General features: G+C 64.1%; 27 protein-coding genes. 7 read left to right on the forward strand and 20 right to left on the reverse strand.

All coding sequences use genetic code 11. The annotated features are described in order from the left end of the window. The first annotated feature begins 151 nt into the window (after nt 1–151). Entirely contained in the window at nt 152–1,183 is a 1,032-nt protein-coding gene (gene ocd / locus QRN45_RS14890) for an ornithine cyclodeaminase (protein ID WP_241709407.1), read from the forward strand. Between the two features lie 152 nt (nt 1,184–1,335). On the opposite strand, the gene QRN45_RS14895 is transcribed toward ocd, so the two are convergent. The 3 genes from QRN45_RS14895 to QRN45_RS14905 form a co-directional block, all read right to left on the reverse strand. Beyond that, nucleotides 1,336–1,890 carry a cupin domain-containing protein gene (locus tag QRN45_RS14895; protein ID WP_264637040.1) on the reverse strand — a complete coding sequence of 185 codons (555 nt, stop codon included), beginning with the start codon at nt 1,888–1,890 and terminating at the stop codon, nt 1,336–1,338. 339 nt (nt 1,891–2,229) lie between these two features. Continuing rightward, on the reverse strand, nt 2,230–2,826 hold the full coding sequence (locus QRN45_RS14900) for a PRC-barrel domain-containing protein (RefSeq protein WP_264637039.1): 597 nt from the start codon (nt 2,824–2,826) through the stop codon (nt 2,230–2,232). A gap of 102 nt (nt 2,827–2,928) precedes the next feature. After that, the gene (locus tag QRN45_RS14905; RefSeq protein ID WP_284763837.1) at nt 2,929–4,125 is read right to left on the reverse strand and encodes an ArsB/NhaD family transporter; all 1,197 of its coding nucleotides are present in this window, start codon (nt 4,123–4,125) and stop codon (nt 2,929–2,931) included. Nucleotides 4,126–4,248: 123 nt separating this feature from the next. Between QRN45_RS14905 and QRN45_RS14910 the strand changes: the two genes are divergently transcribed. Beyond that, the gene (locus QRN45_RS14910) at nt 4,249–4,758 is read left to right on the forward strand and encodes a DinB family protein (protein WP_284763838.1); all 510 of its coding nucleotides are present in this window, start codon (nt 4,249–4,251) and stop codon (nt 4,756–4,758) included. An 84-nt stretch (nt 4,759–4,842) separates the two neighbouring features. Here QRN45_RS14910 and QRN45_RS14915 read toward each other — a convergent pair whose 3' ends face one another. Beyond that, nucleotides 4,843–5,784 (reverse strand): aminodeoxychorismate lyase, encoded by a 942-nt coding sequence (locus QRN45_RS14915; RefSeq protein WP_284763840.1) that lies wholly within the window; start codon nt 5,782–5,784, stop codon nt 4,843–4,845. A gap of 108 nt (nt 5,785–5,892) precedes the next feature. On the opposite strand from QRN45_RS14915, the gene cls reads away from it, so the two are divergent. Next, nucleotides 5,893–7,365: a cardiolipin synthase gene (cls, locus tag QRN45_RS14920; protein WP_502870723.1), complete on the forward strand. Its 1,473-nt coding sequence runs from the start codon at nt 5,893–5,895 to the stop codon at nt 7,363–7,365. 4 nt (nt 7,366–7,369) lie between these two features. Here cls and QRN45_RS14925 read toward each other — a convergent pair whose 3' ends face one another. Further along, nucleotides 7,370–7,816, reverse strand: a complete 447-nt coding sequence (locus QRN45_RS14925) for a MarR family winged helix-turn-helix transcriptional regulator (protein ID WP_264637038.1) — start codon at nt 7,814–7,816, stop codon at nt 7,370–7,372. Nucleotides 7,817–7,927: 111 nt separating this feature from the next. Between QRN45_RS14925 and QRN45_RS14930 the strand changes: the two genes are divergently transcribed. Beyond that, complete coding sequence (locus QRN45_RS14930) at nt 7,928–9,025, forward strand: NAD(P)/FAD-dependent oxidoreductase (RefSeq protein WP_284763841.1); 1,098 nt, start codon at nt 7,928–7,930, stop codon at nt 9,023–9,025. 53 nt (nt 9,026–9,078) lie between these two features. Then, entirely contained in the window at nt 9,079–10,086 is a 1,008-nt protein-coding gene (locus QRN45_RS14935; RefSeq protein ID WP_284763843.1) for a dienelactone hydrolase family protein, read from the forward strand. A 16-nt stretch (nt 10,087–10,102) separates the two neighbouring features. Here QRN45_RS14935 and QRN45_RS14940 read toward each other — a convergent pair whose 3' ends face one another. Both QRN45_RS14940 and QRN45_RS14945 read right to left on the reverse strand, forming a co-directional pair. Beyond that, a complete protein-coding gene (locus tag QRN45_RS14940; protein ID WP_284763844.1) occupies nt 10,103–10,819 on the reverse strand; it encodes a hypothetical protein in 717 nt (238 codons plus the stop codon). Nucleotides 10,820–11,005: 186 nt separating this feature from the next. Further along, nucleotides 11,006–11,470, reverse strand: coding sequence for a DUF8821 family protein (locus QRN45_RS14945; protein ID WP_241709417.1), 465 nt, complete (start codon nt 11,468–11,470; stop codon nt 11,006–11,008). A gap of 137 nt (nt 11,471–11,607) precedes the next feature. Here QRN45_RS14945 and QRN45_RS14950 point away from each other — a divergent pair, with 137 nt between their 5' ends. Next, the gene (locus QRN45_RS14950; RefSeq protein ID WP_241709418.1) at nt 11,608–13,188 is read left to right on the forward strand and encodes an NCS1 family nucleobase:cation symporter-1; all 1,581 of its coding nucleotides are present in this window, start codon (nt 11,608–11,610) and stop codon (nt 13,186–13,188) included. Nucleotides 13,189–13,191: 3 nt separating this feature from the next. Here QRN45_RS14950 and pabB read toward each other — a convergent pair whose 3' ends face one another. The 5 genes from pabB to uriH all read right to left on the reverse strand — a co-directional run bounded on the left by pabB (nt 13,192) and on the right by uriH (nt 19,335). Next, a complete protein-coding gene (gene pabB / locus QRN45_RS14955) occupies nt 13,192–15,279 on the reverse strand; it encodes an aminodeoxychorismate synthase component I (protein ID WP_241709419.1) in 2,088 nt (695 codons plus the stop codon). Next, nucleotides 15,276–15,836, reverse strand: a complete 561-nt coding sequence (locus QRN45_RS14960; protein ID WP_078107392.1) for a low molecular weight protein-tyrosine-phosphatase — start codon at nt 15,834–15,836, stop codon at nt 15,276–15,278. The genes pabB and QRN45_RS14960 overlap by 4 nt, the downstream gene beginning before the upstream one ends. Before the next feature lie 92 nt (nt 15,837–15,928). After that, nucleotides 15,929–16,873: a ribokinase gene (locus QRN45_RS14965; RefSeq protein WP_264637034.1), complete on the reverse strand. Its 945-nt coding sequence runs from the start codon at nt 16,871–16,873 to the stop codon at nt 15,929–15,931. Next, complete coding sequence (gene uriT / locus QRN45_RS14970) at nt 16,870–18,297, reverse strand: uridine transporter UriT (RefSeq protein ID WP_241709421.1); 1,428 nt, start codon at nt 18,295–18,297, stop codon at nt 16,870–16,872. Before uriT ends, QRN45_RS14965 begins: the two co-directional genes overlap by 4 nt. After that, the gene (gene uriH, locus QRN45_RS14975) at nt 18,298–19,335 is read right to left on the reverse strand and encodes a uridine-preferring nucleoside hydrolase UriH (protein ID WP_241709422.1); all 1,038 of its coding nucleotides are present in this window, start codon (nt 19,333–19,335) and stop codon (nt 18,298–18,300) included. It lies immediately after the preceding gene. A 222-nt stretch (nt 19,336–19,557) separates the two neighbouring features. On the opposite strand from uriH, the gene QRN45_RS14980 reads away from it, so the two are divergent. After that, nucleotides 19,558–20,562, forward strand: coding sequence for a LacI family DNA-binding transcriptional regulator (locus tag QRN45_RS14980; protein ID WP_372489672.1), 1,005 nt, complete (start codon nt 19,558–19,560; stop codon nt 20,560–20,562). A gap of 120 nt (nt 20,563–20,682) precedes the next feature. On the opposite strand, the gene QRN45_RS14985 is transcribed toward QRN45_RS14980, so the two are convergent. The 8 genes from QRN45_RS14985 to QRN45_RS15020 all read right to left on the reverse strand — a co-directional run bounded on the left by QRN45_RS14985 (nt 20,683) and on the right by QRN45_RS15020 (nt 26,853). Next, entirely contained in the window at nt 20,683–21,306 is a 624-nt protein-coding gene (locus QRN45_RS14985; RefSeq protein WP_241709424.1) for a LysE family transporter, read from the reverse strand. Nucleotides 21,307–21,349: 43 nt separating this feature from the next. Continuing rightward, complete coding sequence (locus tag QRN45_RS14990) at nt 21,350–21,583, reverse strand: PIN domain-containing protein (protein WP_241709425.1); 234 nt, start codon at nt 21,581–21,583, stop codon at nt 21,350–21,352. A gap of 172 nt (nt 21,584–21,755) precedes the next feature. After that, nucleotides 21,756–23,009: an RNA polymerase sigma factor gene (locus QRN45_RS14995; protein WP_241709426.1), complete on the reverse strand. Its 1,254-nt coding sequence runs from the start codon at nt 23,007–23,009 to the stop codon at nt 21,756–21,758. A 3-nt stretch (nt 23,010–23,012) separates the two neighbouring features. Beyond that, on the reverse strand, nt 23,013–23,372 hold the full coding sequence (locus QRN45_RS15000; protein WP_241709427.1) for a YciI family protein: 360 nt from the start codon (nt 23,370–23,372) through the stop codon (nt 23,013–23,015). A gap of 113 nt (nt 23,373–23,485) precedes the next feature. Further along, a complete protein-coding gene (locus tag QRN45_RS15005; protein WP_078107399.1) occupies nt 23,486–24,301 on the reverse strand; it encodes a methyltransferase domain-containing protein in 816 nt (271 codons plus the stop codon). 52 nt (nt 24,302–24,353) lie between these two features. After that, nucleotides 24,354–25,580, reverse strand: a complete 1,227-nt coding sequence (locus QRN45_RS15010) for a pyridoxal phosphate-dependent aminotransferase (RefSeq protein WP_078107400.1) — start codon at nt 25,578–25,580, stop codon at nt 24,354–24,356. Between the two features lie 25 nt (nt 25,581–25,605). Beyond that, nucleotides 25,606–26,268, reverse strand: coding sequence for a hypothetical protein (locus tag QRN45_RS15015; RefSeq protein ID WP_078107427.1), 663 nt, complete (start codon nt 26,266–26,268; stop codon nt 25,606–25,608). 72 nt (nt 26,269–26,340) lie between these two features. Next, a complete protein-coding gene (locus QRN45_RS15020; protein ID WP_241709429.1) occupies nt 26,341–26,853 on the reverse strand; it encodes a MarR family winged helix-turn-helix transcriptional regulator in 513 nt (170 codons plus the stop codon). Nucleotides 26,854–26,890: the final 37 nt, after the last annotated feature.

The raw sequence follows: 26,890 nt of genomic DNA on the forward strand, positions 1-26,890 counted from the left end.
TGGCGGCGACAAACCTCATGAGCATTATGTTCGAAAGGACTCGTCATTTTGTGCATTTTTTCAATGAAAAGTACATACTTTGGCAATTGCGGATGCATATCGCCGCTCCGTAGCCTCATAGCAACAATGCTCATGAGGGAAAGGAGCGCACATGACGCGCTTTGTCGATGTCCGCAATATGGTCCGCTGGACGGCCGGGCGAGGCCCGGAAACCATCATTTCGGAGATGATTCAGTACTTGGAAGACGACTTCCGGCGATGGGAATCTTTTGACAAGACCCCGCGGGTGGCGAGTCACACCGCGTTTGGCGTCATCGAGCTGATGCCCACCAGTGACCAGGAAACATACGGCTTCAAGTACGTCAATGGACACCCTTCGAATCCAGCGCGCGGCTTCCAGACTGTGACAGCCTTCGGTGTCCTGTCCGATGTCCATAACGGCTACCCGACGTTCCTCGCGGAGATGACAGTGCTGACGGCGCTGCGGACGGCGGCCACGTCCGGCATGGTCGCCAAGAAACTTGCGCGCCCCGATGCACGGGTCATGGCGATGATCGGAACCGGAACCCAGTCGGAGTTCCAAGCGCTGGCCTTCCGGGCAGCCCTGGGCATCAACACTGTCAGGATCTGGGACACTGATCCGGCTGCGATGGAGAAGTTCGTCAGGAACATGGCTCCCCTCGGCTTCGACATCACCATCGCGGGCTCGGCGGCCCACGCAGTGGAAGACGCCGACGTCATCACCACGTGCACCGCGGACAAGGCCAACGCCACCATCCTGACTGCAGACCAGGTTTCTCCGGGCGTTCACATCAACGCGATCGGCGGCGATTGCCCAGGAAAGACCGAACTCGACGCTGCCATCCTGGACCTCGGCGACGTCTTTGTGGAATACGATCCCCAGACGCGGATTGAAGGCGAGATCCAGCAAATGTCCGCCGATTTTCCCGTCACCGAGTTCTGGCAAGTCCTTGGCGGTCATGCGCCGGGCCGGACCTCCAGGCACCAGATCACGGTATTCGATTCCGTGGGCTTCGCGATCGAGGACTTTTCCGCCTTGCGGTATCTCCGCGACGCCGTCGAGGGTTCGGAATTCTTCGAGGAGATCGACCTCGTCGCGAACCCCGACGACCCCAAGGACCTCTTCGGCTTGGTGCGCGCGCTCTCTCCGGTCGGATCCTGAGAAGCCCAACTGACTCGCATTTGTTGTCGTTTAGGGCGCTCTAAACGACAACAACTGCGAGTCAGTTGGGGAGGGAGAAGCCTGGTGCGCCGGCCCCAGAACCGGCGCACCAGACGTTTTTCCCGGCCAGACTGCCAGCCCGGCAGCCCGGGCTATTCCGCCGCCAGTCGCAGGATCAGCTCAGCATGCCCGGGGAACCTCATGACGAGCGACTCGATGTCCCGTGCCGTTGGTTTCGCGGAGTCAGACCTCTCGTATCCGGGTGAGACGCTGCAGCTGACCAAGGCGAACCCTGGACCGGCCAACTCGGCACCGAACCAGGTGGAGCCCGGGGCAACTCCTTGCAGCGTCTCGCCTGCCTCCGGATCCGGCCCTAACACGGTCTCGGTATAGCCAAAGTCCTGGTGTCCAAGCTCCCGGGAGAAGACGTGCAGCCTGATGGGCGTCCCCAGGTGGAAGAACCACAATTCGTCCTGCTTCAGGGCGTGCAACTGGAGGACTTCTCCTGATTGCAGCAAGTACCAGTTGGAACTGTAGAGCGGATGATCGACGCCGAAGCGCGGAGGCAGCGCCGATCCCGCGATGTCCTCGTTGCTCACGAGCGCCGGCGCGAACCAGCCGCCCACGAGAGCGGGGGACATGTCCAGCCGTTTGATCCAGTCCTCGGCGGCGGCAATCACGTGACCGGATCCTTCAGTGAGAAGCATGCCGGGAGGCCGATGGTCTTGTTGGGATCCTGGGGTCCGGGCGTGGGAAAACCGTGATTGAAATTCCAGGACGAAGAAACTGCGCTCATCATGATGCCCTCCATCAACTGTGCTGATTCCACGGCACCGTGAAACCAGGTGCCCGCCGGGCCGAGAGCCAGATCACCCTTCCCCAGCAGAGGTCACGGGACTAGTTAACTACTGCCGCCATGGCGGCACAATAGCGTTCGCCACGCTGAATTTTCCGGCCCGTGGACGGAGCCGTCGCTCCCGACGCCCGCGCCGCCGGCGTGAGAGTCACAGCCGGCGGCTGAGATAGCCGCGGCGAGCACTCCGCGGCTATTGACGGTCTCCCGGTTTCGGCGGGGGCCCGGGCGGCCGATGCGGCGGTGGCGGGCCGGGATGCGGGGGCAGGGGCACATGTTTGTGCAAATGTGGCGGATGCGGCGGATGTGGCCCCCCGTGCGGGGGTGGCGGGCCGCCGTGCGGCGGATGTGGCCCCCCGTGCGCCATCGGGAGAGGCAGGTCCGGTGCGTTCTCGCCGGAGGGGGTGTCCGCAGGCGCGAGCCCGGTATCCTCGGTATCGTTTGCCGCGGCGGCATCATTGGATTCCTGGGCCACCAGCCCGTAATAGCTGTAAAGTTCCTGTTCCTGCGTCTCCGTGATCACGCCGCGTTCACTCTCGATGCGCGGGCCGTTCTTAACTTTGTCCTTGGCGAAAGCCACCTTGATCACCGAATTAACCAGGCTGGCTCCGGAGAGCGGAGCGAAAGATTCGCCCATGCCGAACAAACCGGTCCGCACGGTGACAAAAACCGGATCCCCGGAATCGCCACTGGTGAAGACCTGCTCCACTGAGCCGATTTTCTCCCCGGCGGAGTCCACCACAATCCCTCCGTTGAGGACGATGTTGTCGATGTCCTGCAGACTGAGCATGAGGCGGATCCTTCGTGTATTCGGCCCCGACTATACGACCGGGCTGTTCTACATTCTGTCTTGATTCTTCACGCCGGGCGACACGGCTACTGCCGAAGACGCTCAGTGGCCGGTGGCTGCCAGGACCGCCACTGCCGCGAGCACCGTCAGGGGCGCGACAATCAGTCCGAAGAGCGCATAGCCCTTCCACGTGATCAGGACATTCATGCGGACGAGCCGGTCGTGCCAGAGCAATGTGGCCAGGGAGGCCCAAGGGGTGATGATCGGTCCGGCATTGACTCCGATCAGCAAGGCCGCCATCCGCGCAGGCGTCCCCGCCAGCGGTTCCGCCAGCAGGTAGGCAGGCAAATTGTTGAGGACATTGGAACCGGCGGCGCCCGTCACGGCAAGCCGAACCAGGTCCATGAAGCCTTGGCCTTGTCCGGCCAACTGGCTCAGCAACACGGGAGCCCCCAGATGCCTGGCGGCTTCCATCACCAGGAAAAGTCCGGAAGCGAACAGCAGCAAGGACCATGGAATCAGCGTCACCTTGAGGACCCGCGGACTCCGGAGCGCGAACACGACCCCCAGTACAACAGCCCCGGCCAGGGCCGGGATCCAAACCGGGACCCCGGACACCAACGCAGGCAGAAGCAACGCCAGCACCAAGGCGCTGAACCCGAGCAGTACCCGGTCCGCGGCAGCCCTGGTTTCAGCCCCGGCCGGCTGATCCGGCCTGATCCGCACCACCGGGATCCGTGAATAGCGGTTGCGCAGATCCCGTCGGAAGACGATACCGATGAAGAGCAACGGCACGACGACGGCGGCAAGGGCGGGTGCCCACATGAGGCCGGCGAAGCCACCCGGAGTAATGCCGCCAAGGCTGTGCTGGGCGAGAAGGTTGGTCAGGTTGGAAATGGGCAGCAGCAGGCTTGCCGTGTTGGCCAGCCACACCGTGGTCAGGGCGAAAGGCAGGGCCGGCAGCCCGGCTTGCCGCGTCACACTGACCACCACGGGTGTCAGGAGCACCGCTGTTGTATCCAAAGAGAGGAAGACGGTGCTCAGCGTCGCGAAGACCGCCAGGAACAGCCACAAGAGAATGCTGTATCCGCGGCCCCAATAACGGAGCCGCCGGGCTGTCCAAAGGAAGACTCCGGCCTCACTGCACAGCTCAGTCACAACTGTCATCGCCACGACGAACAGCAGAATCGGAGCCACCCGATCCACGAGTGCCATGAGATCCGTGAAAGGGAGGGCACCCGTGGCGATCGCCACGGCCCCTAAGCCAAGGAGAACCGCTCCAATGATCGCCAGACGCATGAACGGAGTCTATTGCCCGGCAAGCGATCCTCAGACCAAGGACTGCGCCCCCAACGTCAATCGACGGCGGAATTCAGGACAGCCGCTAAGCTCGGATCACGTCGATACTGACTGAATCCCTGCTTGACGGAAAACATAGGTGCAACCGTGACGCTCGCCGAGGACAACCTCAACCAGCCAATTCGGATCCAATTCGAAGCATTCATCGACGAGCACCGGCGCGCGCTCAGCGACTGCTTGAACGGTTTGACGGAGGAACAGGCCCGGCGGTCATTGGTCCCGTCCCGGACCACGCTGCTGGGCCTCGTGAAACACGTGACCTTCGTGGAAAAGGTCTGGTTCGACGAAGCCGTCACGTGCCGCTCCCGCGCAGAGATCGGCATCCCGGCCACGCCGGACGAATCCTTTATCCTCGACGACGGCGACACTATCGCCACGATCCAGCAAGCACACCGCGAGGCTTGCGAAGCTTCGCGCCAAGCGACGTCGTCCTTGGGGCTCGACGACCTGCTCAACGGCAACCGACGCGGTCCGCTCCCGTTGCGTTGGGTTTACCTCCACATGCTCCGGGAGCTAGCCCAACACTGCGGGCACGCAGACATTCTGCGCGAACAGATCACCGCACCCAAGTAGCTCGCAGTAGATGTCGTTTTGGGCGCTCTTAACGACATTTACTGCTAGTCACTTGGGCAGGCGGAGGCAGTCGGGTTGGAACCCCTACTCAATCCCCGCGAACAGCTCGTTGAGCTCGGCCGTCAGCTGCTTGCGCATTGCCGGGGTGCCGATCTCCCTGCCGTCCACGTGGTTCACGGGAGCGATGAGCCGGATGCTCGAGATCAGCCACACCGCATCGGCGTCGAACAGGTCTTCCGGGACCAACGGGCCGTAGCCCAGCTCCCAGCCCGCTGCCTTTGCCTTGGTGAAAAGCGCGTCCTGGGACGTGCCCGGCAGGATGCCGCTGTCCAGTTGCGGAGTGATGAGGCGCTTGACCGTGCGCACCGAGCCGGCACCGTCGTCGACCGTTTCCACGTGAGCCAGCAGCACCGTGGACGTCGGGCCCTCAAGAACCCGGCCGTCCGTTGAGGTGAAGATCGCGTCGTCCGCGCCTTGCTTGTGGGCGTAGCGCAGTGCGGCCATGTTCACGGCGTAGGAGAGCGTCTTGGCGCCGAGCAGCAGCCAGGGAGCGCGGTCGCCCGCCTCCGTGTCGAAGCCACGGTCAAGAAGTACGACGTCGATGCCCGTCTCGCGCTGCCGGCGGCTGCCCGCGGGGGACGGCGAAGCCTGGATCCAGCAGGTAGGAGTCGAGGCGCCTTCCACTCCGCGCATCACCAAGAGCTTGACGACAACTTCGTCCTCGGCCGGGCTTGGCGCGGGGAAGGCGTCCCGGAATTCGGTGATCGCGGTGTCGATCGCTCGGCGCCAGACCTCCTGTTCGGGAATGTTGAGGTCCAGCGCGCGGGCTGAGCTCTCAAGCCTGTTCAGGTGCGCCTGTACCTTGCGCGCACGGCCCTCGACGGCGAGCAGCGACTCGAAGACGCCGTCACCCCGGGTGGCGCCCAGGTCTGTGGCCATGAGCTGCGGCTGGCTGGAATCGGCGACGCGGCCGTTTTCGAACGCTGGATCCAGGAATACGAGGACCGTCGAGGCAGGTAAAGTCATGTTTCCAGCTTAGTGCTGGCCCGCGGGACGGACGGTCGGATGCGGCGTGCCAGATAGGCTGGGCTGACTGTTGGTTCTTTGAATAGCTGTTCGATCGTGGGGGTGTGGGTGCTGTTTCCTTTTCAGTTCGGGCCAGAGTGGACCTGGCTCCTCGGTGCGTGGGCCATCTTTGAAATCATTTTGCGCATCGTGCTGCTGGGCGTCATTCCTGGAAACCGCCGACCCACGACGGCCATGGCGTGGCTCCTCGCCGTCTTCCTCGTTCCATCCGTCGGTTTCGTCCTGTTCCTGTTGTTCGGCAATTTCCGTTTGTCCCGCCGCCGTCGGGAGCAGCAGGAGCAAGTCAATGATCGGGTGCGTGCAGGCACGTCGGCGCTCGCCGACGTCGTAAGCACGTACTCGGGACCCGAATGGGTGACCTCGGCCGGTGAGCTGAACCGGCGCCTGGGTTCCTTGCCGATGGTGGACGGTAACTCCGTGGAGCTCTTCCCAGGCTACGAGGAGTCGATCAAGGCCATGGCGGAAGCGGTCCGGGGGGCCAAGAAGTTCGTCAATGCGGAGTTCTACATCATGAGCAGTGACTCGGTCACTGACGAGCTCCTCACCGAGTTGGAAAACGCGGCAGCGCGCGGCGTCAACGTCCGCCTTCTGTTCGACCACATCGGCACCCTGCGTATCCCCGGCTACCGAAAGCTCGTCCGCCGGCTCAAGCGCGGCCAGATCCAGTGGCGCCGTATGTTGCCGCTGTTGCCCATCCACGGCCAGTGGCGTCGGCCGGACTTACGGAACCACCGGAAAATCCTGGTTATCGACGGCGAAATCGCCTTCACGGGCTCGCAGAACCTGATCGAGCCCTCCTACAACAACCCCAAGCACCGACGCGCCGGGCGCAAATGGGTGGAACTCATGGCGCGTATGGAGGGTCCGATTGTTGCGACCCTCAACGTCGTCTTCGCTACCGACTGGCTCAGCGAAACCGACGAGTCCCTCGAATACCAGCTGCAGGTTGCGGTCCAGGCAACGCCCGGCCGGATGACGGCCCAGGTGGTTCCCAGCGGGCCCGGGTTTGTCACCGAAAACAACCTGCGCCTGTTCAACACGCTCATCTACTCGGCCCAGCACCGCATCTCGATTTGCAGCCCGTACTTCGTGCCCGACGATTCGCTGCTGTACGCCATTACGACGGCGGCCCAGCGCGGCGTCGACGTGGAGCTTTTCGTCTCCGAGAAGGGCGATCAGTTCCTCGTCCACCATGCCCAGCGCTCCTATTACGAGGCGTTGCTGGAGGCCGGGGTCCGGATCTACTTGTACCGCGCCCCTTACGTCCTGCACGCCAAGCACTTCACGATCGACGAGGAAGTGGCTGTCCTCGGCTCCAGCAATATGGACATGCGCTCCTTCTCGCTCAACATGGAGGTGTCCGTGATGATCCTGGGCGCCGAGGCCGTGGACAGCATGCGCGCCGTGGAATCGAGCTACCGGGAAACGTGCCGCGAGCTGACCCTGGAGGGCTGGTTGCACCGGCCGATGCTTGCCAAGTACGTGGACAACGTGGCGCGGCTGACGGCCACCCTGCAGTAGGGACTCAGTCCTCGCAGGCCTCGTCCGCGGGTTCGCCGTGGATCCTCGACAACAGTGCATGGAGTTGCTGGAGCTCATCGGAGGAGAATCCGGCAAAGGCCTCCTGCTCGACGTCGGCCACCGCCACCTCAATCGACGCTACCGCGCGCTTGCCTTCTGCGGTGATGTCGACGATATGACGACGGCGGTCCGCGGGATCGCGGCGCCGTTCCGCCAGTCCCGCGCGCTCAAGGTCGTTCAGGACCGCAACCAGTCCGCTCGCGTCGATTGAGAGGATATCGATCAGGTCCTGCTGACTGAGCGGACCGGAATCGTCAAGCCGGCACAGCAGCACGGCATGCCTTGGGCTCAGCCCGGAGGAGTCAAGGGCTTGGCGGAGGCGCGTATTCATGATGCGCCCGTGGCGTGCCAGAAGAAACCCCAGTTGCTTTCCTGCTGCCGAAGAACTCATCAGGAAAATCTTATCACTGAGGAAATTATTGACTACGGGCAATCGTTGTCCTTCATAAACGATCTGAGCGGCACGAGCCGAGCAGCGTGAGCTTTCTACTAAGGAGTTGCGATGAACAACGAGGCTCCGCACCCCACTGTGGCAGTCATCGGCGGAGGTTACGGCGGGATCTCCGTAGCGAAGGCGCTGGACGAATACGCGACGGTTACCTTGGTGGAGCCCAAGGACGCTTTCGTGCACAACATTGCGGCCCTCCGATCCGTGGTCCAACCCGACTTCCTGCCGCGGATGTTCCTTCCTTATGACCGCCTGCTGGGGCACGGTGAGGTACTCCGGGATCGCGCTGTCCGGGTAGACGGGCACACTGTCGAGTTGGCTTCGGGTGCCCGGCTGGCGCCGGACTACATCGTCCTCGCAAGCGGTTCCAGCTACCCCTTCCCGGCCAAGAGCGATCGAATGGTCACGAGCGACGCCATCGCCCGCTACCAAGCCGCACATGACGACCTCAAACGTGCCGGCAGGGTGATGCTGCTGGGCGCCGGGGCGGTGGGCCTTGAATTTGCGGGCGAAATCGCGGCGGCATGGCCGGACAAGGACATCGTGATGGTGGATCTTGCGCCGGACATCCTTCCCGGCCCGTACGACCCGCGGCTGCGGATCGAGGTCAACCGGCAGCTGGATGAACTCGGCGTACGGCGAATTTTGGGAAGCCCGTTGGTGCAGTTGCCGCCGGTTCCTGCGGGTGAATTCGCCACGTTCACCGTCAACACCGTGGACGGTACCGCCATCGGGGCGGACATCTGGTTCCGTTGCTACGGAATCGCCCCGCAGACCGACTACGTGGCAGGCGACCTCCTGGCCGCACGGACCGCCGATGGCTACCTGGACGTCACCTCCGAACTGCGCGTCGTAGGCTTCGACAACGTCTACGCCTTGGGTGACATTTCGGCGATCGACGTGAACAAAGCCGGAGTCGCGGGACGCGAAGCCGCGGTGGTTGCCAGGAACATCCAGGCGCAGATCGAGGGCTCCGCGGAACTGGCCGCGTACACGCCGTCGAAGCCCGTCATCATCCTTCCCCTGGGGCCGTCCGGCGGCTCGGGACAACTGCCCGACGGCGAGATCGCCAGTCCGGAACTGATCTCCGAGATCAAGGGCCAACACATGATGATCGACCGCTACGTCGAAATGTTGAACCTCGGCGCTTGATGGACTGCGGCGGAAGGGTGCCGTGTTCGTAGTCCGCCGTGAGACTGTGGAGCATGGTGAGTTCAATCGAAGTTTCCTGGCAACTGGACGGCATCACGATGGAGGGCACGGTTGTCCGTCCCGACGGCGAGGGGCCGTTCCCTGCTGTGGCGCTCGTGGCCGGGAGCGGACCGACGGACCGGGATTGGTGTTCGCCCCTGCTCCCCGGCAGTAACGGAAGCGGGCGGCTGTTTGCCGAGGAGTTTGCACGCGCCGGTATCGCCTCGATCCGCTATGACAAAAGGGCGTCCGGCCCGCACGTGATGGACAACATCACGAAGCTCATCGGGAAGCTGAGCATGCAGTCCCATCTGGACGAGTTGGTGGCGGCCGTCCAGGTGCTTTCCGGGTTGGATTTCGTTGACTCCGCAAGAATTGCCGGGCTCGGCAACAGCGAGGGTGCCCTCCATGTGCTTCACTACGCCACGAGCAGCCAGACCGTTCCCTTCGCCGGGATCGTTCTCGCTGCGCCTCCCGGCCGCGCGATACAGACTGTGCTGCTGTCCCAGTTGGCTCTTCAGTCCGCCCAGGTCCCAGGCGGCGCTGAATTGATGCCCAAAGTCGAGGAAGCTGCTGCGCGGTACGCGGTCGGGCAGCCGATGAACCCCGACCCAGGCCTGCCCGACAGTGTGAAGATGGTTCTCGCGAGCTTCGAGGCTCCGGCAAATCTGCCCTTCGCCCGTGAGCTATGGGGCGAGTCTTCGTGCGACTCCCTGGGCAAGACGCGGATTCCCACACTGGTATTGATCGGCGGCAGGGACGTGCAGGTCGACGTAGACGCCGACGGCGGCCCTCTCCGGGAAGCCGCCGCCGGGATGGCGAACGTGGCTTTCGCCTTCCCGACCAACGCAAATCACGTGTTCAAGGAGGATGGGCGGAGTCCGGCCGAAGTCGCCGCATCCCCCGGGAACGGCTACAACGAACCGGGCACACATCTCGACCCTGAAAGCCTGGAAACGATTGTCGCCTGGCTGGGGGAGACCCTGAAGATTCAGAGCCTCCCGCCTGGCGGGCCGGGCTGAGTCCTCCGCCGCCCGATTACTGGCCGAGGACCGCGTCGACGAGTTTGACCAGTTCCGCCGCCGAGTCAGGGGTGACGGTGGCGCCCGTCTTGATCGCCGTGGCCCCGAGGTTGCCTTTCACTCCGGTCACGGTCAGTGTGGTGGCCTTCTGGCCCGACGGCAGGACCTGGGTCATCAACATCCCGACCGACTGGTCCCCGCTGGTCTTTTCCGGCAACGACTGTGTCCGGGTAGTGACCTTCTGCCCTCCCGCCTCGATCGTGAAGGTAGAACACTGGGCCAGCGCATCACTGGACTTCTTCGTCTGGCCGCCCAACACCGTGGGATCCTTCACCGCCAGGGCGGTGATCACGGTGACGGACTTGTCCGCCGCCGAGATGCTCTGCCCCGCCGCATACGTCGCCCCCTCCGGAACCTGAGCGTTGTTGTTCGCCAAGGCCGCGCACGCCGGGGGTGTGATGACGGCGGACTTGAGCATCTGCTTCGCGGCGATGATGCCCTGGTCGATCTGCGCAGCGGGTATGACGGTCAACGGCTTGCCCTGGTCGTCCTTCAACTGCGCGACGATCGAAGCGAGTTCTTCATTCGTGTACGTCTTCGGAGTGGGCGTCGGTGTAGGCGTCGGCGTCGAGGAAGAAGCGGCCGCGGTTCCCGGATTCGAGGGACCTCCGCAGCCTGTCAACGCCAGGACGGCAGCAAAGAGAATCCCGAGCGGTGCGAGCATTTTTTTCATGTGTAAACCCCAATTTTCGTGGCGGCATGGCCTTTCCCGGGGGTAACCGGCACAGCCTTGCCTCAACCGCCGGGCCGGTCTTTTCCCGCACCGATCCCAAGCAGTCATGAATAGGATGGTTGCCACGGTACATAATCAGTAGGCTTCCTAAATAGAGTGTTGTCTACTTGGATGCCGTCGGCACGGTCAGTACTCGCCCTTGATCACGAAGAACGAGCCGCGGATAACGCCTGCAAGCTTCGACTTCTGGCGGGCAAACTTGAAGCGTGACTCCAGTTCCTCTGGAATCTCCATGCCGTCGGAGAGCTTGAATCCGACTGCCCGCTTCCCGCCGGCCTCGATGCTGTACATGACGTTGATCGACAACCCCGACTCGTAGAAGACGTAGGCCATGCGCAAACCGTCGACGTCGAAGGCGGTCGCTTCCAGCGGGCGGGAGCCGATGACGATGTCACGCTCCTCCTTCAGGATGCGGCTCACGTGCTCCACCACCTCCGGAACCTCGCCGGCAGGGCTCACGGTGAAGACGTGGCCGTACTTGTTCCTGTAGTAGCGGCCTTCGTTGGCGCGCAGCCCGGCAAGGGCCTCGGCAACGGGAGACGATTCCAGCCCGGTAGTAGAAACATTCTCGAAGTCAACGATGTATGGCATGCATCCTCCTGGTACGACGTGGTTTGACCAATGCTAACGCGACCAGGATCCGGCGCTCCCGAGGGGTCTTTCCATCCTGGAGCAATGGGGCGATTCTGGAAGTCCAAGCATGTTTGGAAGCGTTGTTCGGAGGCGTCATGGCGCGGAAAAACGAGTCCCCGGCTGTGCAGGCACCGCCAGAGCCTGGAGACGAATACCCTGAGAAAGTCCGGATCCTGGCCGAGGGCAGATTGGTCAGCGACAGGTTGTGGAACGCAGACCTAGCACCGGCCCGGCAACGCAACTGGAGGGTCCGCAGCCTCTTCGCCCTGTGGATGTGCGACGTCCACAGCATCGCCGGATACACTTTCGCGGCCGGCCTCTTCATCACCGGCCTCGTGGGCTGGCAGGTCTTCCTTGCCCTTGTCCTCGGCATCACCCTCGTCTACTTCCTGATGAACTTTGCCGGGACGGCGGGGCAGAAGACCGGCGTACCGTATCCGGTCCTGGCGCGGATGTCCTTCGGCCTCTTCGGTGCCAACCTGGCTGCACTGATCCGGGCACTCATCGCCATTGCCTGGTACGGCATCCAGACCTGGCTCGCCTCCGAAGCCGTGTTGGTGCTGCTGTTTTCCGTGTGGCCCCAGTTGACCCCGCTCGATGGCCCGGACGTGCCACACATCCTTGGCTTGACGCCGATCGGCTGGGCGGCGTTCCTGGTCCTCTGGGCGGTCCAGCTGCTCGTCATCCGGCGCGGCATGGAGACCGTGCGGAAATTCCAGGACTGGGCCGGCCCTGCTATCTGGGTGGCAATGTTCGCGCTCGCGATCTACATCCTGACGCAAGCGGGCAATAAGTTCAGCCTCTCGATCCCCGGCGTCGCCCCTTTGGACGGCCCGGCAGCCGTGACCCAGTTCTTCTCGGCAATTGCCCTGACCGTCACCTACTTTGCGGCGCTGCTCCTGAACTTCTGCGATTTCTCGCGGTTCGCACCGGACCGCAAGACCATCCTGCGCGGCAATTTCTGGGGCCTGCCCGTGAACTTCATCGCGTTCGCCCTGGTCACAGTGGTGGTCACAGCGGGCGCGGCGTCCTACTTCACCGCAGACCAGTACCGCGGCCAGGACATGTTCAAGGTCATCACCGATCCGGTGGCGATCGTCCAGGCGATCAAGAATCCGTGGATCACCATCATCGCCGCCGTCACGTTCGTGGTGGCCACGATCGGCATCAACGTGGTGGCAAACTTCGTCTCCGCCTCCTACGACCTCGCCAACGTGGCCCCGCACAGGATCGACTTCCGCCGCGGCGGCCTCATCAGCGCGGTGCTGGCCATCGTGATCCTGCCCTGGAACCTCTTCAGCAGTCCCGTGGTGATCGTGTACTTCCTGGGCGGCCTCGGCGCGCTGCTCGGTCCGCTGTTCGGGGTCATCTTCACGGACTTCTTCCGCATCCGGCACCAGCGGTGCAAGGTCTCGGACCTTTACCACGAGGACGAGAAGGGCCTCTACTTCTACACCAAGGGCTGGAACCTCAAGGCCATCGCCGCGTTGGTTCCAGCCGCCGTCGTCGCAGGCGTTCTGGCCTTGGTCCCGGCGCTGCAGACCTTCCTGCCGGGAGGCTCGGGCCTGGGTCCGTATTCATGGTTCGTGGGGGCGATCCTGGCCAGCCTGATCTACTACACGATCACCCGGAACGATCCGCGGACGGTCCGCGCCCGGACGGAAGAACACAACTGATTCTCAGGTAGAGGGAAACTCCGCGCCCAGGGCGGAGAGCACGCCGAACGCCTTGGTCCGGATTTCCTCGTATTCGTCCTGGGCCGTGGAGTCCGCCGTGATGGCGCCCCCGACGCCGAGACTGAGCGTGCGTCCGCCGTCGCCGTCGGGACCCATCACCAGGGTCCGGATCACGACGGCGAGATCCGTCGCCGCGTTGAGCGAAAAGTACCCAATCGCGCCCGAGTAGACCCCGCGCGGTCCGGACTCCAAGCTGTCAAGGATGTCCATGGTGCTGATCTTCGGAGCTCCCGTCATGGACCCGGCAGGGAACGCTGCCGCGACGGCTTCGGCCCGGGGTGCTCCGGGTCGCAACCGGGCGTCGATCGTGCTCACCATCTGGTGTACGGTGGCGTAGCTTTCCACCGCGCATAACCGGCTGACCGTCACCGATCCGGGCACGGCGAAATGGCTGAGGTCGTTGCGAAGCAGATCCACGATCATGATGTTCTCCGCACGGTCCTTGAGGGAGGATTCAAGGCCACGCCGCAGTGCCTCGTCGATGACAGGATCGTTGGCCCGGCCCCTGGTGCCCTTGATCGGCTCGGCCCGCATGCCGCCGTCGGAGGTTATCCGGAGGAAGCGCTCAGGCGAGGTGCTCGCGACCGTCAGATCGCCGAAACGCAAGTAGCTCGCGAACGGCGCCGGGTTGCGCTTGCGCAGCGCGAGGTAGCCTTCCCACGGGTCCAGCCCGGGATCCGTGGCGGTCACGGTGGTGGTCAGGCAGACCTCGTAGGTGTTGCCCTCGGCGATCTGGTGCTGCGCGTCGCTGATTTTGCTTTTGTATTCGTCCTCGGTGTCGCGGCTGGAGAACTCAAGCGCCACTGTGCGACCCCCGACGGCGGGATCCCCGGCCGAGTGCCTCGGCGCGCTGGCCGCTTGGGGTGCCGACGCCGCGGACAGCACGGCCTCCCGCGCAAGCCCAAGCCATTCGCCGGCGTCGGGGGTATCGATGGCGAGCAGCCACACGGCAGCCTCACGGTGGTCGATCACCACGGCCCTGCCGGCGAAGAGCAACGCGGCATCCGGAGTGCCGGCCTGGACATCGCTGCCACCGGTCTCCCGCTTCAATTCATAGCCGAGGTAGCCCAACCAGCCGAGCGTGAATTCGCAGTCGTAGCCTTCCGGCGCCTTCAAAGCCTTGCGGCCCCACACGGTGTCCAACCAACGGAAGAAGGGTCCGGTGGTCTCCACGGTGGCGCAACCGGCACTGAGCCGGGTGGTTCCGGAACGGTGCGTTACGGCTTGGCCGAAGGAGCCGCCGTCGTCCGCGAGGATACTGAAGCGGCTGCGCTCGGCCGCGGCGTTGGAGGATCCGGCGTCGCCGACCGTGTCCCTGTTGGAGGACGTGTTGGAGGAATCGAGCCAGACGGCGTTGGCGGAGTGGGCGTAGAGCGTGTGGAACAGGGCCGCGGCGTCCGGCGTGGCATCTATCCGTTCGGCCTTGAGCTGCAAACCGCGGCGTGCCGAGAGCTCGGGAGCCAGCACGGGGGAGAGCGACGGGAGGTAGTTCAGCGCCTGCAGCGCGTCATCCGGGGCGTTGCCGTCAGCCCGGTTCAGCACCCTGACGTCAGTGTGGTCGAGGACGTCGTCGGTCTCCAGCCACTCGTCCTCCTGGGCCGCCCAGCTGTCCCAGAACGGTTCGTAGCTGCTGCCGTCCCGGGCCATCGCACGGTGCCTGCGGTCGTCCTCGGGAGCGTCCACCCAAACCACGGCGTCCAGCATCGGGCGGGCAGCATTCGCAGCGGCCCCGACGCCCTCGACGATGACGATTTCGGCAGGCAGCGTCACGTGGTTGCGGCCGTCGTAGTGCTTCTCCCAGTCCCAACTGACCCACTCGGCGGCGTCGCCGTGCCGCAGCGGTGCCAGGACCGTGGTGACGTACCGCTCGATGCCTGCAGCGAGGCCGTTCCAGCCCGGATAGATGTCCTCGAGATGGAACAGCGACACCTTGTGATGCATGCGGAGGCGGGCGGCAAGTTCGACGGCGAGAGTGGTCTTTCCGGCGCCGGACCGGCCATCGATGGCGATGATCACGGGTGCTGGGGTCATGAAATAGAGCGTACCTGCTGTGGGTCGTGGTGCCGTGCGTGCTGCCCGGCGGCCACGGCGTCGCGCGTGAAGGCGACAATCCCGGGGACGGCCGCCCGGATGAGGTCCCAGGTGACGTCGAAATCGTGGTGGCCCCCGTACCAGGGATCTTCGATGCCCAGGTCCAGGGTGCTCCGGCCAGCGACGGATGGGTCGAAGCTGCGCAGCATCCGGATCTTGGCGAGCGTCTCCGAATCCGGGGCGGCCTCATGCAGCCAGCCGTAGTGATCCACGTCGAGCGCCAAAATCAAGTCCCGCTCCCGGAACCACTCCTGGCGCCAGCTCCTGGCAAGGTGACCTTCGGAGTGGATCCGGTGTGCTGAAAGGACCCGTGCCGCACGCGGATCGATAGGGTGTCCGGCCTCGTATGAGGTGGTTCCCGCGGAGTCCACCACAACCGCTCCACCCAGCCCTCCGGCGTCGAACGCTTCGGTCAGCATGAGCTCCGCCATGGGTGAGCGGCAGATGTTTCCCGTGCAAACGGTGATGATGCGGTATGGGCTCGGCGCTGAGTACATGGAGCAAGCATGGGGGATCCCACCCCGTCTTGGCTAGTCAAAATTACAAGATTTGTAAAGTCGCTGGTGGAGGCGTAAAAGCGCAGGCTGGGTCAGGAAATCCGCAAATGCTCCAGGACTTCCTCGGCGCCGGGGTAGGCCGCCTGGGTGCCCTTCTTGGTCGTGGCGAGCGCCGCGGCAACCGATGCGAACGCCGCGGCTTCGGCCAAGGTCTCGCCCGCGGCGAGACGGGCAGCCACCGCGCCGGTGAAGGCATCCCCTGCACCGGTCGTGTCCACGGCATTGACCTTGGTGGGTGCGATCCGGGAGATCTGTTCTCCGGGCGCCGCGAGTGAATCCAGCACCACCGAGCCGTGGGACCCGAGGGTCACCAAGACCCGCTCCAGTCCCCGCTCGGCGAACTGGCTCCGGACTGACTCCCAGGCGCTGGCGTGCGCTCCCGGGTGCGGCATTTCGGCGTCGCCCAGGAACATGGACGCTTCATGGGCGTTCACCAGCAGGACGTCGCTCAAGGCGGCCAGGCTCTGCGGGATTTCGGCGTACGGGGAGAGGTTCAACAGAACTGTTGCGCCGGCGTCGTGCGCTGTTTTGGCGGCAGCTTCCACCGTGTCGAGGCCGACCTCCAGGCAGAGGCAGAGCACTGCCGCGTCGTCGAAGGCGTCCGCCGACACGTCCGCCGGGGCGAGCGTTCCGTTGGCGCCGGCCGAAATGATGATGTTGTTCTCCCCGTGCGCGTCCACCGCGATAACCGCGACGCCGGTGGCGGCATCCGCGGAACGGCGGACGCGCGAAACGTCCACGCCGCCCCCTTCCGTGGAGGCGAGCAGCATGGCGCCGTTGGAATCGTCTCCGACGGCGCCGATCAGGCTCACGGTGCCGCCCAGTTTGCTCGCCGCGACGGCCTGGTTGGCGCTCTTGCCACCGGGATTGACCGCGAAGCCATTGCCGTGGACGGTTTCACCGGGGAGCGGGAGCCGCTCGCAATAGATGGTCAGGTCCGCGTTCAAGGACCCGACGACGACGATCCGGCGGCTCACTTTCCGACCTCGGCTTCGAGGGGCTTGGGGATGAGCAGCGACGCCGCGAAGGCGGCAACCGTGATGGCAAGGCCGACGACGACGACCGTCAAATATGAGGCCTTGGCGTCGCCGAGCGCGGAGGTCGCCACAAGGACAGCCGGCAACACCAGGAAGCTCAGTCCGGCGCCGAGGTTGAAGGCCCCGGCGTTCATGCCGGGCAGGAAGCCGGGGTTGCCGGCGGGGGAGAGGACGACTCCGAGTCCATTGAGCATGATGTTGACCGTACCGGCGTACATGATGCCGAGCAAGGCCGTTCCCACGATCATGAGGGGGAGGCTGCTGAGTCCGAGGAACGCGATGACGGCCAGGGCCGCGATGCTGCCCAGCATGCCGATGCGCAGGACTTTGGTGTAGCCGAGCACGGGAGCGAGCCGGCCGCTGATGGGGCCGAATACCCAGCCGAGGAGGGCGTACGGCGTGAGGATCATGAGCGACATCTCGGTGGGGCCGACCCCGAATCCCGGTGCCGCGGCCTGGACGTAGGCCGGGACGATGCCGTTGATGACCGCGAAGATGCCGGTCATGGCGAGGGTGGTGGTCAGCAGCGGCGCCCACGTGGAACGCTGGCGGAGGTGGACGGTTTCCACCATCGGTTTCTTGGAACGCTTCTCCACCGTCCAGAAGGCGGCGAAAGCAACAGCAGCGACCACGATCAGCCCGATGGACAGCATGAGCGTTCCGGAAGAGAAGGCGCCAACCAGCTTGGATCCCTCATTGAGGGCTGTCAGGAGTGCGCCCACGGCGATGACGATGAAGAACACGCCCAGCCAGTCCATGCCGGTGCCCGCGGCAGGCTTGCTCTCGCCGGCAAGGATGGCGATCAAGGCCGTTGCCACGATGGCGAGGCCAACCATGAGCCAGAAGATGCTGCGGAAGCCGAAGTGCTCGGCGAAGTAGCCGCCCACGAAGGAGTCGACGCCGGCAACGCCGCCGTTGACTGCCGTGATGAGGCCCATCAGGGCTCCGTATTTGCGCGGGTTGTCGACGGCGGAGCGCAGCATGATGAGGCAGAGCGGCACGGTGGGGCCGCTGACGCCCTGGATGATGCGGCCCACGAAGAGCCAGGTAACGTCGGGCGCCATCGCTGCGATGACCGAGCCGATCGCCATCAGCAGCATCATGCCGAGGAGGATCTTCTTGCGTCCCACGATGTCGCTCAGGCGCGGCAGGAAGAGCGAGAACAGGGCTGCGGCCGTGAAGAACCAGGTCTGCGAGAGGCCGATGACTGCCTGGTCCGTGTGGAGCTCGTTGCCCATGGTGACCAGGGCCGGGCTGAGCATCGATGCGTTGAGCTGGAAGGCCACGCAGGCGGCCAGCAGGGCGACCATGAGTGCGGCGACGTTGCCGCGGTTGGTCTTGGTTTCATTGATGAGCGTGGTCATTTACTTTGCCTCTCCTGCGATGCTGACGGCGACGGCGGCGTCGGCGGCGCTCATGGTGGCGGGAGCGCCGGCGTCGGGCTCACCGATGCGGATGATCGCGTCGGTGACGAGGTTCCAGAACTTCTCGTGGTCAAGGTCGACCGCGACGGAGGTGTTGCAGTCGGCTGGTGCGGGGGCCCGGAAATCTGCCACGGTCATGCCCAGGGTGAGCTTGCCCTGCAGTTCGATGTCGACCGGGACCTTGCGGGTGGTCATCACGGTGGGGTCGATGACGTATGCCACGGCGCAGGGATCGTGCACCGGGGGATAGTCGAATCCCTGGGCGTCCTTGTAGGTCTTGGTGAAGAACTCCATCAGTTCCATGACGAACTTGGCCGGCTTGGTGCCGACGGCGGCGATCTTCCCGACCACCTCGGGAGTGGCCAGGGCCTGGTGCGTGAGGTCCAATCCGACCATCACCACGGGCCACTTTTCGTTGAACACGATGTGCGCGGCTTCGGGGTCGATGATGATGTTGAACTCGGCCACGGCACTCCAGTTGCCTACGTGGTAGCCGCCGCCCATGAGGACGACTTCCTTGACGCGTTCAACGATGCGCGGCTCCTTGCGGGCGGCCATGGCGATGTTGGTGAGTCCCGCGGTGGGGACGAGGGTGACGGTGCCCGGCTCGTGCGCCATGATCGTTTCGATGATCAGGTCCACGGCGTGGCGCGGGTCCAGTTCGATGGTGGACTCGGGCTGTTCGGGGCCGTCCATGCCGGTTTCGCCGTGGATGTCCGGTGCGGTTTCGATCGAGCGCACCAGCGGACGGTCGCAGCCGGCGGCAAAGGGAACACCCGTGATGCCTGCGATGGTGCCCACGGACAGGGCGTTGCGGGTGACCTTTTCGAGGGTCTGGTTGCCGACCACCGTGGTGACGGCGAGCAGCTCGATGTCCGGGTTGCCGTGGGCCAGCAGCAGGGCCACGGCGTCGTCATGGCCGGGATCACAATCCAGGATGATCTTCTTGCGTTCACGGGTCATGGTGTTGGGATCCATGTTCATCTCCACGTCATTGGGGCCTGCCGAGGCAGGGCGCTAAAGCATTCAGGGGAATTCTGGCACTGGCTTGCGTGTCGCGTCAAGCGCTTAACGCAAAACACGTCAAGCGCTTGATGCGTTGGCGCGTGGGAATTGGCTGATTCCGACTACGATCGTTGTATGGAATCCGCCGAACCAGTGCATCGGACCTCAAGCCGTACGCAGCGCGTCACCGCGGCGATGGTGGCCTCCTTGGCAGGGGTCTCGACTGCGACGGTGTCCTTGGTTGCCAATGGAAAAACCCAGGGCAGGGTCTCCGAGGACAACATTTCGCGGGTCCGCAGGGCCATCGCCGAGCTTGGCTACGTGGTGGATGGCATCGGCAGTTCCTTGGCCAAGGGCGTGAGCTCGATTGTGATCCTCGTGGCGCCGGACATTTCCAACCCCTTCTTCGCGAAGGTCATCGCCGGAGTCCGGGAATCGCTCGGCTCCGAGTACCAGCTGTTGCTATCCGTCACCGACGCCGGCGAGTTCCCCCGGGCGGAGGATGTCCGAAAGCTCATGGCCCTTCGCCCCGCCGGACTGCTGGTGGATGCGCCCAACGCGGCCTTCCTGGAGGACCTGTCCGTCGCCGGGCCCCTGGTCCTTCTGGATGCGCCTGGCCTTGAGGCCTACGCTCCGTCGGTGAACCTCGATGTCGCCCACGGCGCCCGTGAATTGGCCGCGCACCTTGCGGCCTCCGGACACAAGCGCGTTGCGTACGTGGACAGCGTGACGGGCACAGCGACATTCGAGGTGCGCCGGGCTGCCTTCTTGGATGAGGCAGATTCCTGCGGTATTTCGGTGGCGGACTCCCACATCATCAGTACCACCATCGACGTCGGCGCTGCCGCGGCTGCCTTCGCTGCCGCCTGGCCGGACTGGCAGCGCGCCGGGGTCACCGCCGTCGTCTGCGGAACGGACACCCACGCCTACGGTGTGCTGCAGGAGGCCCGCGTGGCCGGGGTCCGGATTCCGGAGGAACTCGCTGTCGCCGGCTTCGATGACCTGCCGTATTCGGCCACGAGCAACCCGAGCCTGACCAGCGTGCATTTGCCGGCCACCCCGCTGGGTCTCCAGGCCGGGAAACAACTCCGGGGCCTGATGGAAGGCCGCGAGCTGGAGCAACCGCAACTGACGCTCGAGAGCTCATTGGTGGTACGCGGCTCCACGGGCTTTCCCCTTTCCCCATCGATTGCTGAGTAATTGTCGCTTTGAGGGTTCAAAACGACCGTTTTGGAGCAATCGATGGAGGCTGTGGATAACTTCTGCGTCGCTGTCACCGCTGTGGAGCGCACTTGGCCGGTGGGGAGCAGTCGAGTTGTTTTAGTGGATGGCGGCGAGCAGCACTCCCACGGACATGAAGAGCACGCCGAAAGTGCGGTTGAGGACTTTTTGTCCGTGCGCGTTGTGCGTGAACCGTTGGAATGAACGGGCCGCCAAGGCGAAGAAGAACCACATGACGCAGATGTCGATGAAAACGATCGTGGTGCTGAGGATCAGATACTGCGGAATCAGTGGCTGCTCGGGGCGGATGAATTGCGGCATGAAGGCCAGGAAGAAGACGATCGCCTTGGGGTTGAGCAGGTTGACCCAAATGCCTCGCTGGAACATCGACCACGCCGGCTCGTTCCGCCGGGCCTCCACTTTTTCCTTGTCCAGGTCCGGCCGGTGCAGGAACTGCCGGATGCCCATGTACACGAGATATGCCGCCCCCGTGTAGCGGATCACGTTGAAAACCACGGGTGAGCTCGAGACCAGAACACCTACCCCGAGAGCCACGATCAGGATATGGATGATCAGTGCCGCCTGTTGGCCCAGCACTCCCCAGATGGAGCGGCGGAATCCGGAGTTGAGCGAGTTGCTCATCGTGGAGATGGCGCCTGCGCCGGGAGTGAAACTGATCAGGGTGCCGGCGCCTACCAGGGCCAGCCAAAGCGAAATTTGCACCAATCCAGCTTATGCCCGCAGGGCGGGACGGCGAGACGAATGGCTACCAGATCGTGCTGACGAGTCGGAATTCCTGGAGCACCCGATCGGACATCACAAGCGTCGAGCCCTCGACGGCGGCCCGTGAGTACTTGTAAGCCAGTTCATAGGCCGAGGCAGCTGAGGCAAAAGTTCGATTTTCGAGATCTTCGATGATCGACCGGGCCGTGCTGGACAATTGTTCTGGCCTGGTCATCGCGAGCACCAACGCGTTGGAATCCAAGAGGAACGCAGTCATTCCCACTCCGCCAGTTCTTGCTCCGTCTGAGGGTCGAACAGGTTGTCAGGAAGATCGATCTGACCCAGGAAGCCCAACTCGCGCTTTCGAGGATGCTCAATACGAACTATTCGTGGATGATCATGGTTTGAGGCTATTCGCGGCCGAGGAGCACAACCAGAGACCACTTAGCCTATGTGGACAACTGCCCGAGTTTGGCCACCTTCACCAGGAGATACTGCCGCTCCTGCAGACTCCCGGTCTTCTTCGCCGCGGTCAGCAAGCACTCCCGGGCGCCCGCAGGGTCGCCGGACATTTCGAGCAGGTGTCCGCGAACGGCGTCGAGCCTGTGCCAGTCTCCCAGCCCGGTCCCAAGCCCATCCAACAGCTCAAGGGCCGCCCGCGGGCTTTCCGCCATGGCCACCGCAACTGCCCGGTTGAGCGTCACCACCGGGCTTGGCGCTACGGCTTCGAGGACCGTGTACAACGCCAGGATCTGCGGCCAGTCGGTCTGGGCCGCGGACGGTGCCTCGGCGTGGACCGCCGCAATGGCGGCCTGCAGCTGATAGGGCCCCGGACGCCCGGCCCCCAGCACCGTTGACAAGAGTTCGAGACCTTCGGCGATCTGGGCCCGGTCCCACAGCCGGCGATCCTGCTCGGCGAGCGGCACCAACATCCCGTCCGGGAGGGACCTCGCGCGTCGTCGCGAGTCGGTCAGGAGCATGAGGGCCAGCAACCCGCCCGCTTCGAACTCGTCCGGGAGCAGCTCCCGAAGGAGCCGGGCAAGGCGGATGGCCTCGGCAGTGAGGTCTTCGCGCTGCATGGATGGGCCGGAACTGGCCGCGTAGCCCTCGTTGAAGATCAGGTACAGGACGTGGAGGACGACGCCGAGCCGCGCCTTTCGCTCGCCCGGTTCCGGGAGCTCGAAATGGGCTCCCGCCTTCTTGATGCTCTGCTTGGCCCTGCTGATCCTTTGGCCCATGGTGGCTTCCGGGACAAAGAACGCGCTGGCGATTTCCGCCGTCGTGAGCCCTCCGACCGCCCGCAATGTCAGTGCCAGTTGCGAGGGTGCTGACAGGGCCGGGTGGCAGCACAGGAAAAGGAGGGTGAGGGTGTCTTCCGCAATCCCGTCCGTCTCACTGCTCGGGGAAGGGTCTTCTCGAGGCGGCGGTTCCAAGGCCGCCGCGCGTTGTTCGCGTGCCTGCCGGGCACTTTCGCTGCGCCAGTAGTCCACCAAACGCCGTGAAGCGACCGTGAGCAGCCACGATCTCGGGTTCTCCGGAACACCGGAGGCGGGCCATTGCATTGCTGCCGCGAGCAGCGCTTCCTGGACGGCATCCTCGCATTCGGCGAACTGGCCGTGCCTTCGGATGAGCACGCCAAGGACCTGCGGCGCGAGCGTGCGCTGCAGGTCCTCGAACGTGGATTCCTTGGAAGGTGCGGCCAAGCGCTAGATCTCCGGCGGAGCGTCCTGGACGCGGCGCAGCTCCACAACCGGTGCGTATTTCACGATGCTGGAGCAGATTTCCACGGCCCGTTCCTCGCTGGCGACGTCCACTACCCAGTAGCCGATGAGGGATTCCTTGGCCTCGGCGAAAGGTCCATCGGTGGTGATGACCCCGTTGTCCGTCTGCTTGACCAGCTTGGCAGTACCAGGATCGGCCAATCCGGCGTTGAAGACCATCTCGCCGGAATCAGTAAGGTCCTTGTCGATCTGGATCATGAATCCGATCATTTCCCTGATCCACTCGGGGTCCGCGGCCTCCATCATGCCCTCGGCAGAACCAAACATCATGATCATGTATTTCATCTCGAACTCCTTTATCAGGGCGCTCCGTGTGGACGCCTTCGTTCATAAGTCGGAACTGCAGGACGGTTTTCGACATGGGCCGAGGGAAATTCCAAGAAACTTTGGGCGGCCGGCTAGGCCCGTGCGATGACTTCCCCGTTCGGGATCAGGAAGAAGCCGTCATCCGTGGAGCCCCAACGGTGCCAACCGGCGGCGATCCTGGCGAGGTCTGCCTCGTTGGCCAGGCCATATTCCAGCGCCTGCTCGGCAAAGGCGGAGTGCAGGACGCGTTCGCTCCACACACGCGACTGCCAGCGGCGCTGCTGCGCGGTGGCGTACAGCCAGTTGCTGCTGGAGGGAGCGACGTCGGTGAAGCCCGCCTGCTGCGCCCAGGACACGAGCCGCCGCCCGGCGTCGGGTTCTGCTCCGTTCCGTCGGGCGATCTTCTGGTAGAGCTCCATCCAGTCGTCGAGCTCGCGGACCTCCGGGTACCAGCTCATGCCGTGGAAATCGGCGTCGCGGACTGCAACGATGGCGCCGGGTTTGGCGACACGCCGCATCTCGCGCAGCGCGGCGACGGGGTCGGTCAGGTGCTGCAGGACTTGGTGGGCATGGACGAGGTCGAAGGTCTCGTCCTCGAAGTCCAGATCGTAGATATTGCCCGTGACGAACTCCACGTTTTCCACGCCACGCTCGGCCGCGAGCGTCGCAGCCTGCGCCACGATCTCGGCGGAACGGTCGAGCCCGACGACCTTCGCGGGAGCCACCAGCTCCGCGAAGTCGCACGTGATGCTCCCGGGCCCGCATCCGACGTCGAGCACCGACGTCCCGGCGGTGAGATGCGGGATGACAAACGCGGCAGAGTTCTCGGCTGTGCGGGAGGCGTGGGCGCGTACGACGGACTCGTGGTGGCCGTGTGTGTAGACGTCTTCAGGCTTCTGCTCGTTCATAGGGAAACGCTACCCCGATGGAGCCGAAAGCGGGCGGAACTGCGCGTGGCCCTTACGCCTGGGGCCGGTTCCGATACGCCGCCAGGAACGTGGCGATCCGCCGCACGGCTTCCTCGATCTCGCGGACGGATGGCAGGATGACGAAGCGGAAATGGTCCGGGGCTGGCCAGTTGAAAGCCGAGCCGTGGGAGACCAGGATCTTCTGGTCCTGCAGGAGGTCCAGGACGAATTTCTCGTCGCTCTCGATCGGGTAGACATCAAGGTCCAGCCGCGGGAACAAATACATCGCCCCGGCTGCAGGAACGCAACTCACCCCGGGAATCGCCGTCAGGAGCTTCAAGGCCAGGTCCCGTTGTTCGCGGAGCCTGCCGCCTGGCCTGATGAGTTCCTCGATGCTCTGGTAGCCGCCAAGGCAGGTCTGGATGGCGTGCTGCGCCGGAACGTTGGAGCACAAGCGGAGGGACGCCAGGAGCTCCAACGCTTCGCGGTATTCGGCAGTTGCCGCGTGCGGGCCGGTCACAGCGACCCAGCCGGCCCGGTAACCAGGCATCCGGTAAGCCTTGGAGAGGCCGCTGAAGGTGAGGACGCAGATGTCGTCTGCCACGGATGCCGTATGGATGTGCTGGGCGTCCTCGTAGCGGATCTTCTCGTAGATCTCGTCGGAGAAGAGGACAAGATCGTGCTTGCGTGCCAGTGCCGCGAACTCCTCCAGGATGTGGCGCGGGTATACAGCACCCGTGGGGTTGTTCGGGTTGATGATGACGATGGCTTTGGTGCGCTTGGTGATTTTGGCTTCGACGTCGGACATGTCCGGCCACCAATTCCGGCCCTCGTCGCAAAGATAGTGAACCGGCGTTCCGCCTGTGAGGGTCACCGTTGCCGTCCACAGCGGATAGTCCGGCGCGGGGATCAGGACCTCGTCGCCGTTTTCCAGGAAAGCCTGCAGCGTCATGGAAATCAGTTCGCTGACGCCGTTGCCGATGAAGATATCCTCGACGCCGATATTCATGAGGTTTTTGGTCTGGTAGTACTGCGAAATCGCTGTGCGCGCCGTGAAGATGCCTTTGGAATCGCTGTACCCTTGGGCGCCGCGGAGGTGGTGGATCATGTCCACCACAACCGACTCTGGAGCTTCCAGTCCGAACGGCGCGGTGTCCCCGAGATTCATCTTGAGGATGCGGTGCCCTTCGGCCTCCATGGTCTTGGCGGCTTGGAGGATGGGCCCGCGGAGTTCATAGCGGACGTTCTGTAGTTTGCTGGAGTGCTGCATCGGACGCATGGTTGATCATTTCACGTCCCGCGCCTCACTCCCATCGGATGATGACCGGCAGGCTGCTCGTGTTGGCCGAGACTTCGCGTTCGGTGCCGCGGACTGCCACCACAAAGTGCTGGAGATCGTCCGCCGAGGCCAGGACCTCGAAATGGCCGGTGGGATCGCTCACGACGGCGGTCGCCGACGAATGCGGGCGGATATAAGCCTCGGGGATGCCCTTGTTGTGGACGTCGACCAACCTGCCGTGGATGAGGCGGGCCAGCGTGGAAGCGGCAAGCAGGGGTTCGGCGACCGGAGGCCCGGAGGGCTCGTCGAGGCTTATGCCCACAGGGACGCGGACCAGGAAGCCGAGGCCTTGGCGGATCCCGGCGTCGTATTCGTCCGGTTGGAATTCACCGCTGGAGACCACGGAGTACTGGGTGTTTTGTTCGATGGCCACCAGGAGCTTCTCCATGTTGTCCAGTTGCGTGGGTCCATGGCATTCCACGGCCACTTTGAGCTCGAGGTCCAGCAGCGGCCCCTCCCGCCGGGACCGGCCCACCCTGTTCATGGCGACGGCGTGGACCGTGACGGGAGCGTCGGAGGATTGACCCCTTGGCGGTTCCGAACCGTCGTCGAAACGGACGCGCACTGGAGAGACGGCGTCGGAAAGTATCCCGAGGAGCTCGGTCAGGGATGATCGCACAACACCCACGGTGACACTCCAGTCCACAAAGTGGTCCAGCTAGCCGTTGTGCACTACGTTACTCCCGCACTGGTCCGCGAGTCACCGGGGTTCAGGCGTCACTCCATTCGATGGTTGGCTGTTTGCCGGGACGTCGTTGCGGGCCGTCTTGGTGGCCTCGATGACGCCTTGCATGAAAGTCATGACTACGTGGACTTCTTCCGGCGAAAGTGCGTCAATGACAGGGGTTATGGCGCCCGCCAAGGGAGAGAACAATTCGCTGCCGGTGGCGCGTGCGGAGTCAGTCATCTCCAGCTGGACCTGCCGACGGTCCTTTTCGCTGCGGCGGCGTGCCAAATGGCCTGCCCGGTCAAGTCGATCCACAAGCGCGGTTGTTGCCGGAGAACTCAGGTTGAGTGCCGCCCTGAGCGCCCCGGGAGTCATTGTCTTGCCCTCCCGCGCGGCGGCCACCATGGCCGCCAATGCGTTCAGGTCCGTTCGATGGAGATGGTGGCGGTTGCTGACAGCCTCCACGTAGCGCTCCGTTTCGACCGTGAACTGCTGGAGAAGCCCAAGGAGTGCCGCTGCGGACCGAACGTCGTGATTGTCATCCATGAGGCCTCCTTCAGCCTCAAATTATCCCACCGGGATG

This window comes from Arthrobacter sp. efr-133-R2A-63, assembly GCF_030209795.1.
GTDB classification, from domain to species: domain Bacteria; phylum Actinomycetota; class Actinomycetes; order Actinomycetales; family Micrococcaceae; genus Arthrobacter; species Arthrobacter bambusae_A.

What these genes read in the sequence shown, in the direction of transcription:
- ocd (WP_241709407.1), top strand. Translation starts at nt 152, where the DNA reads ATGACGCGCTTTGTCGATGTCCGCAATATGGTCCGCTGGACGGCCGGG.
- QRN45_RS14895 (WP_264637040.1), bottom strand. Translation starts at nt 1,890, where the DNA reads ATGCTTCTCACTGAAGGATCCGGTCACGTGATTGCCGCCGCCGAGGAC.
- QRN45_RS14900 (WP_264637039.1), bottom strand. Translation starts at nt 2,826, where the DNA reads ATGCTCAGTCTGCAGGACATCGACAACATCGTCCTCAACGGAGGGATT.
- QRN45_RS14905 (WP_284763837.1), bottom strand. Translation starts at nt 4,125, where the DNA reads ATGCGTCTGGCGATCATTGGAGCGGTTCTCCTTGGCTTAGGGGCCGTG.
- QRN45_RS14915 (WP_284763840.1), bottom strand. Translation starts at nt 5,784, where the DNA reads ATGACTTTACCTGCCTCGACGGTCCTCGTATTCCTGGATCCAGCGTTC.
- QRN45_RS14925 (WP_264637038.1), bottom strand. Translation starts at nt 7,816, where the DNA reads ATGAGTTCTTCGGCAGCAGGAAAGCAACTGGGGTTTCTTCTGGCACGC.
- QRN45_RS14930 (WP_284763841.1), top strand. Translation starts at nt 7,928, where the DNA reads ATGAACAACGAGGCTCCGCACCCCACTGTGGCAGTCATCGGCGGAGGT.
- QRN45_RS14935 (WP_284763843.1), top strand. Translation starts at nt 9,079, where the DNA reads ATGGTGAGTTCAATCGAAGTTTCCTGGCAACTGGACGGCATCACGATG.
- QRN45_RS14940 (WP_284763844.1), bottom strand. Translation starts at nt 10,819, where the DNA reads ATGAAAAAAATGCTCGCACCGCTCGGGATTCTCTTTGCTGCCGTCCTG.
- QRN45_RS14945 (WP_241709417.1), bottom strand. Translation starts at nt 11,470, where the DNA reads ATGCCATACATCGTTGACTTCGAGAATGTTTCTACTACCGGGCTGGAA.
- QRN45_RS14950 (WP_241709418.1), top strand. Translation starts at nt 11,608, where the DNA reads ATGGCGCGGAAAAACGAGTCCCCGGCTGTGCAGGCACCGCCAGAGCCT.
- pabB (WP_241709419.1), bottom strand. Translation starts at nt 15,279, where the DNA reads ATGACCCCAGCACCCGTGATCATCGCCATCGATGGCCGGTCCGGCGCC.
- QRN45_RS14960 (WP_078107392.1), bottom strand. Translation starts at nt 15,836, where the DNA reads ATGTACTCAGCGCCGAGCCCATACCGCATCATCACCGTTTGCACGGGA.
- uriT (WP_241709421.1), bottom strand. Translation starts at nt 18,297, where the DNA reads ATGACCACGCTCATCAATGAAACCAAGACCAACCGCGGCAACGTCGCC.
- uriH (WP_241709422.1), bottom strand. Translation starts at nt 19,335, where the DNA reads ATGGATCCCAACACCATGACCCGTGAACGCAAGAAGATCATCCTGGAT.
- QRN45_RS14980 (WP_372489672.1), top strand. Translation starts at nt 19,558, where the DNA reads ATGGTGGCCTCCTTGGCAGGGGTCTCGACTGCGACGGTGTCCTTGGTT.
- QRN45_RS14990 (WP_241709425.1), bottom strand. Translation starts at nt 21,583, where the DNA reads ATGACTGCGTTCCTCTTGGATTCCAACGCGTTGGTGCTCGCGATGACC.
- QRN45_RS15000 (WP_241709427.1), bottom strand. Translation starts at nt 23,372, where the DNA reads ATGAAATACATGATCATGATGTTTGGTTCTGCCGAGGGCATGATGGAG.
- QRN45_RS15005 (WP_078107399.1), bottom strand. Translation starts at nt 24,301, where the DNA reads ATGAACGAGCAGAAGCCTGAAGACGTCTACACACACGGCCACCACGAG.
- QRN45_RS15010 (WP_078107400.1), bottom strand. Translation starts at nt 25,580, where the DNA reads ATGCGTCCGATGCAGCACTCCAGCAAACTACAGAACGTCCGCTATGAA.
- QRN45_RS15020 (WP_241709429.1), bottom strand. Translation starts at nt 26,853, where the DNA reads ATGGATGACAATCACGACGTTCGGTCCGCAGCGGCACTCCTTGGGCTT.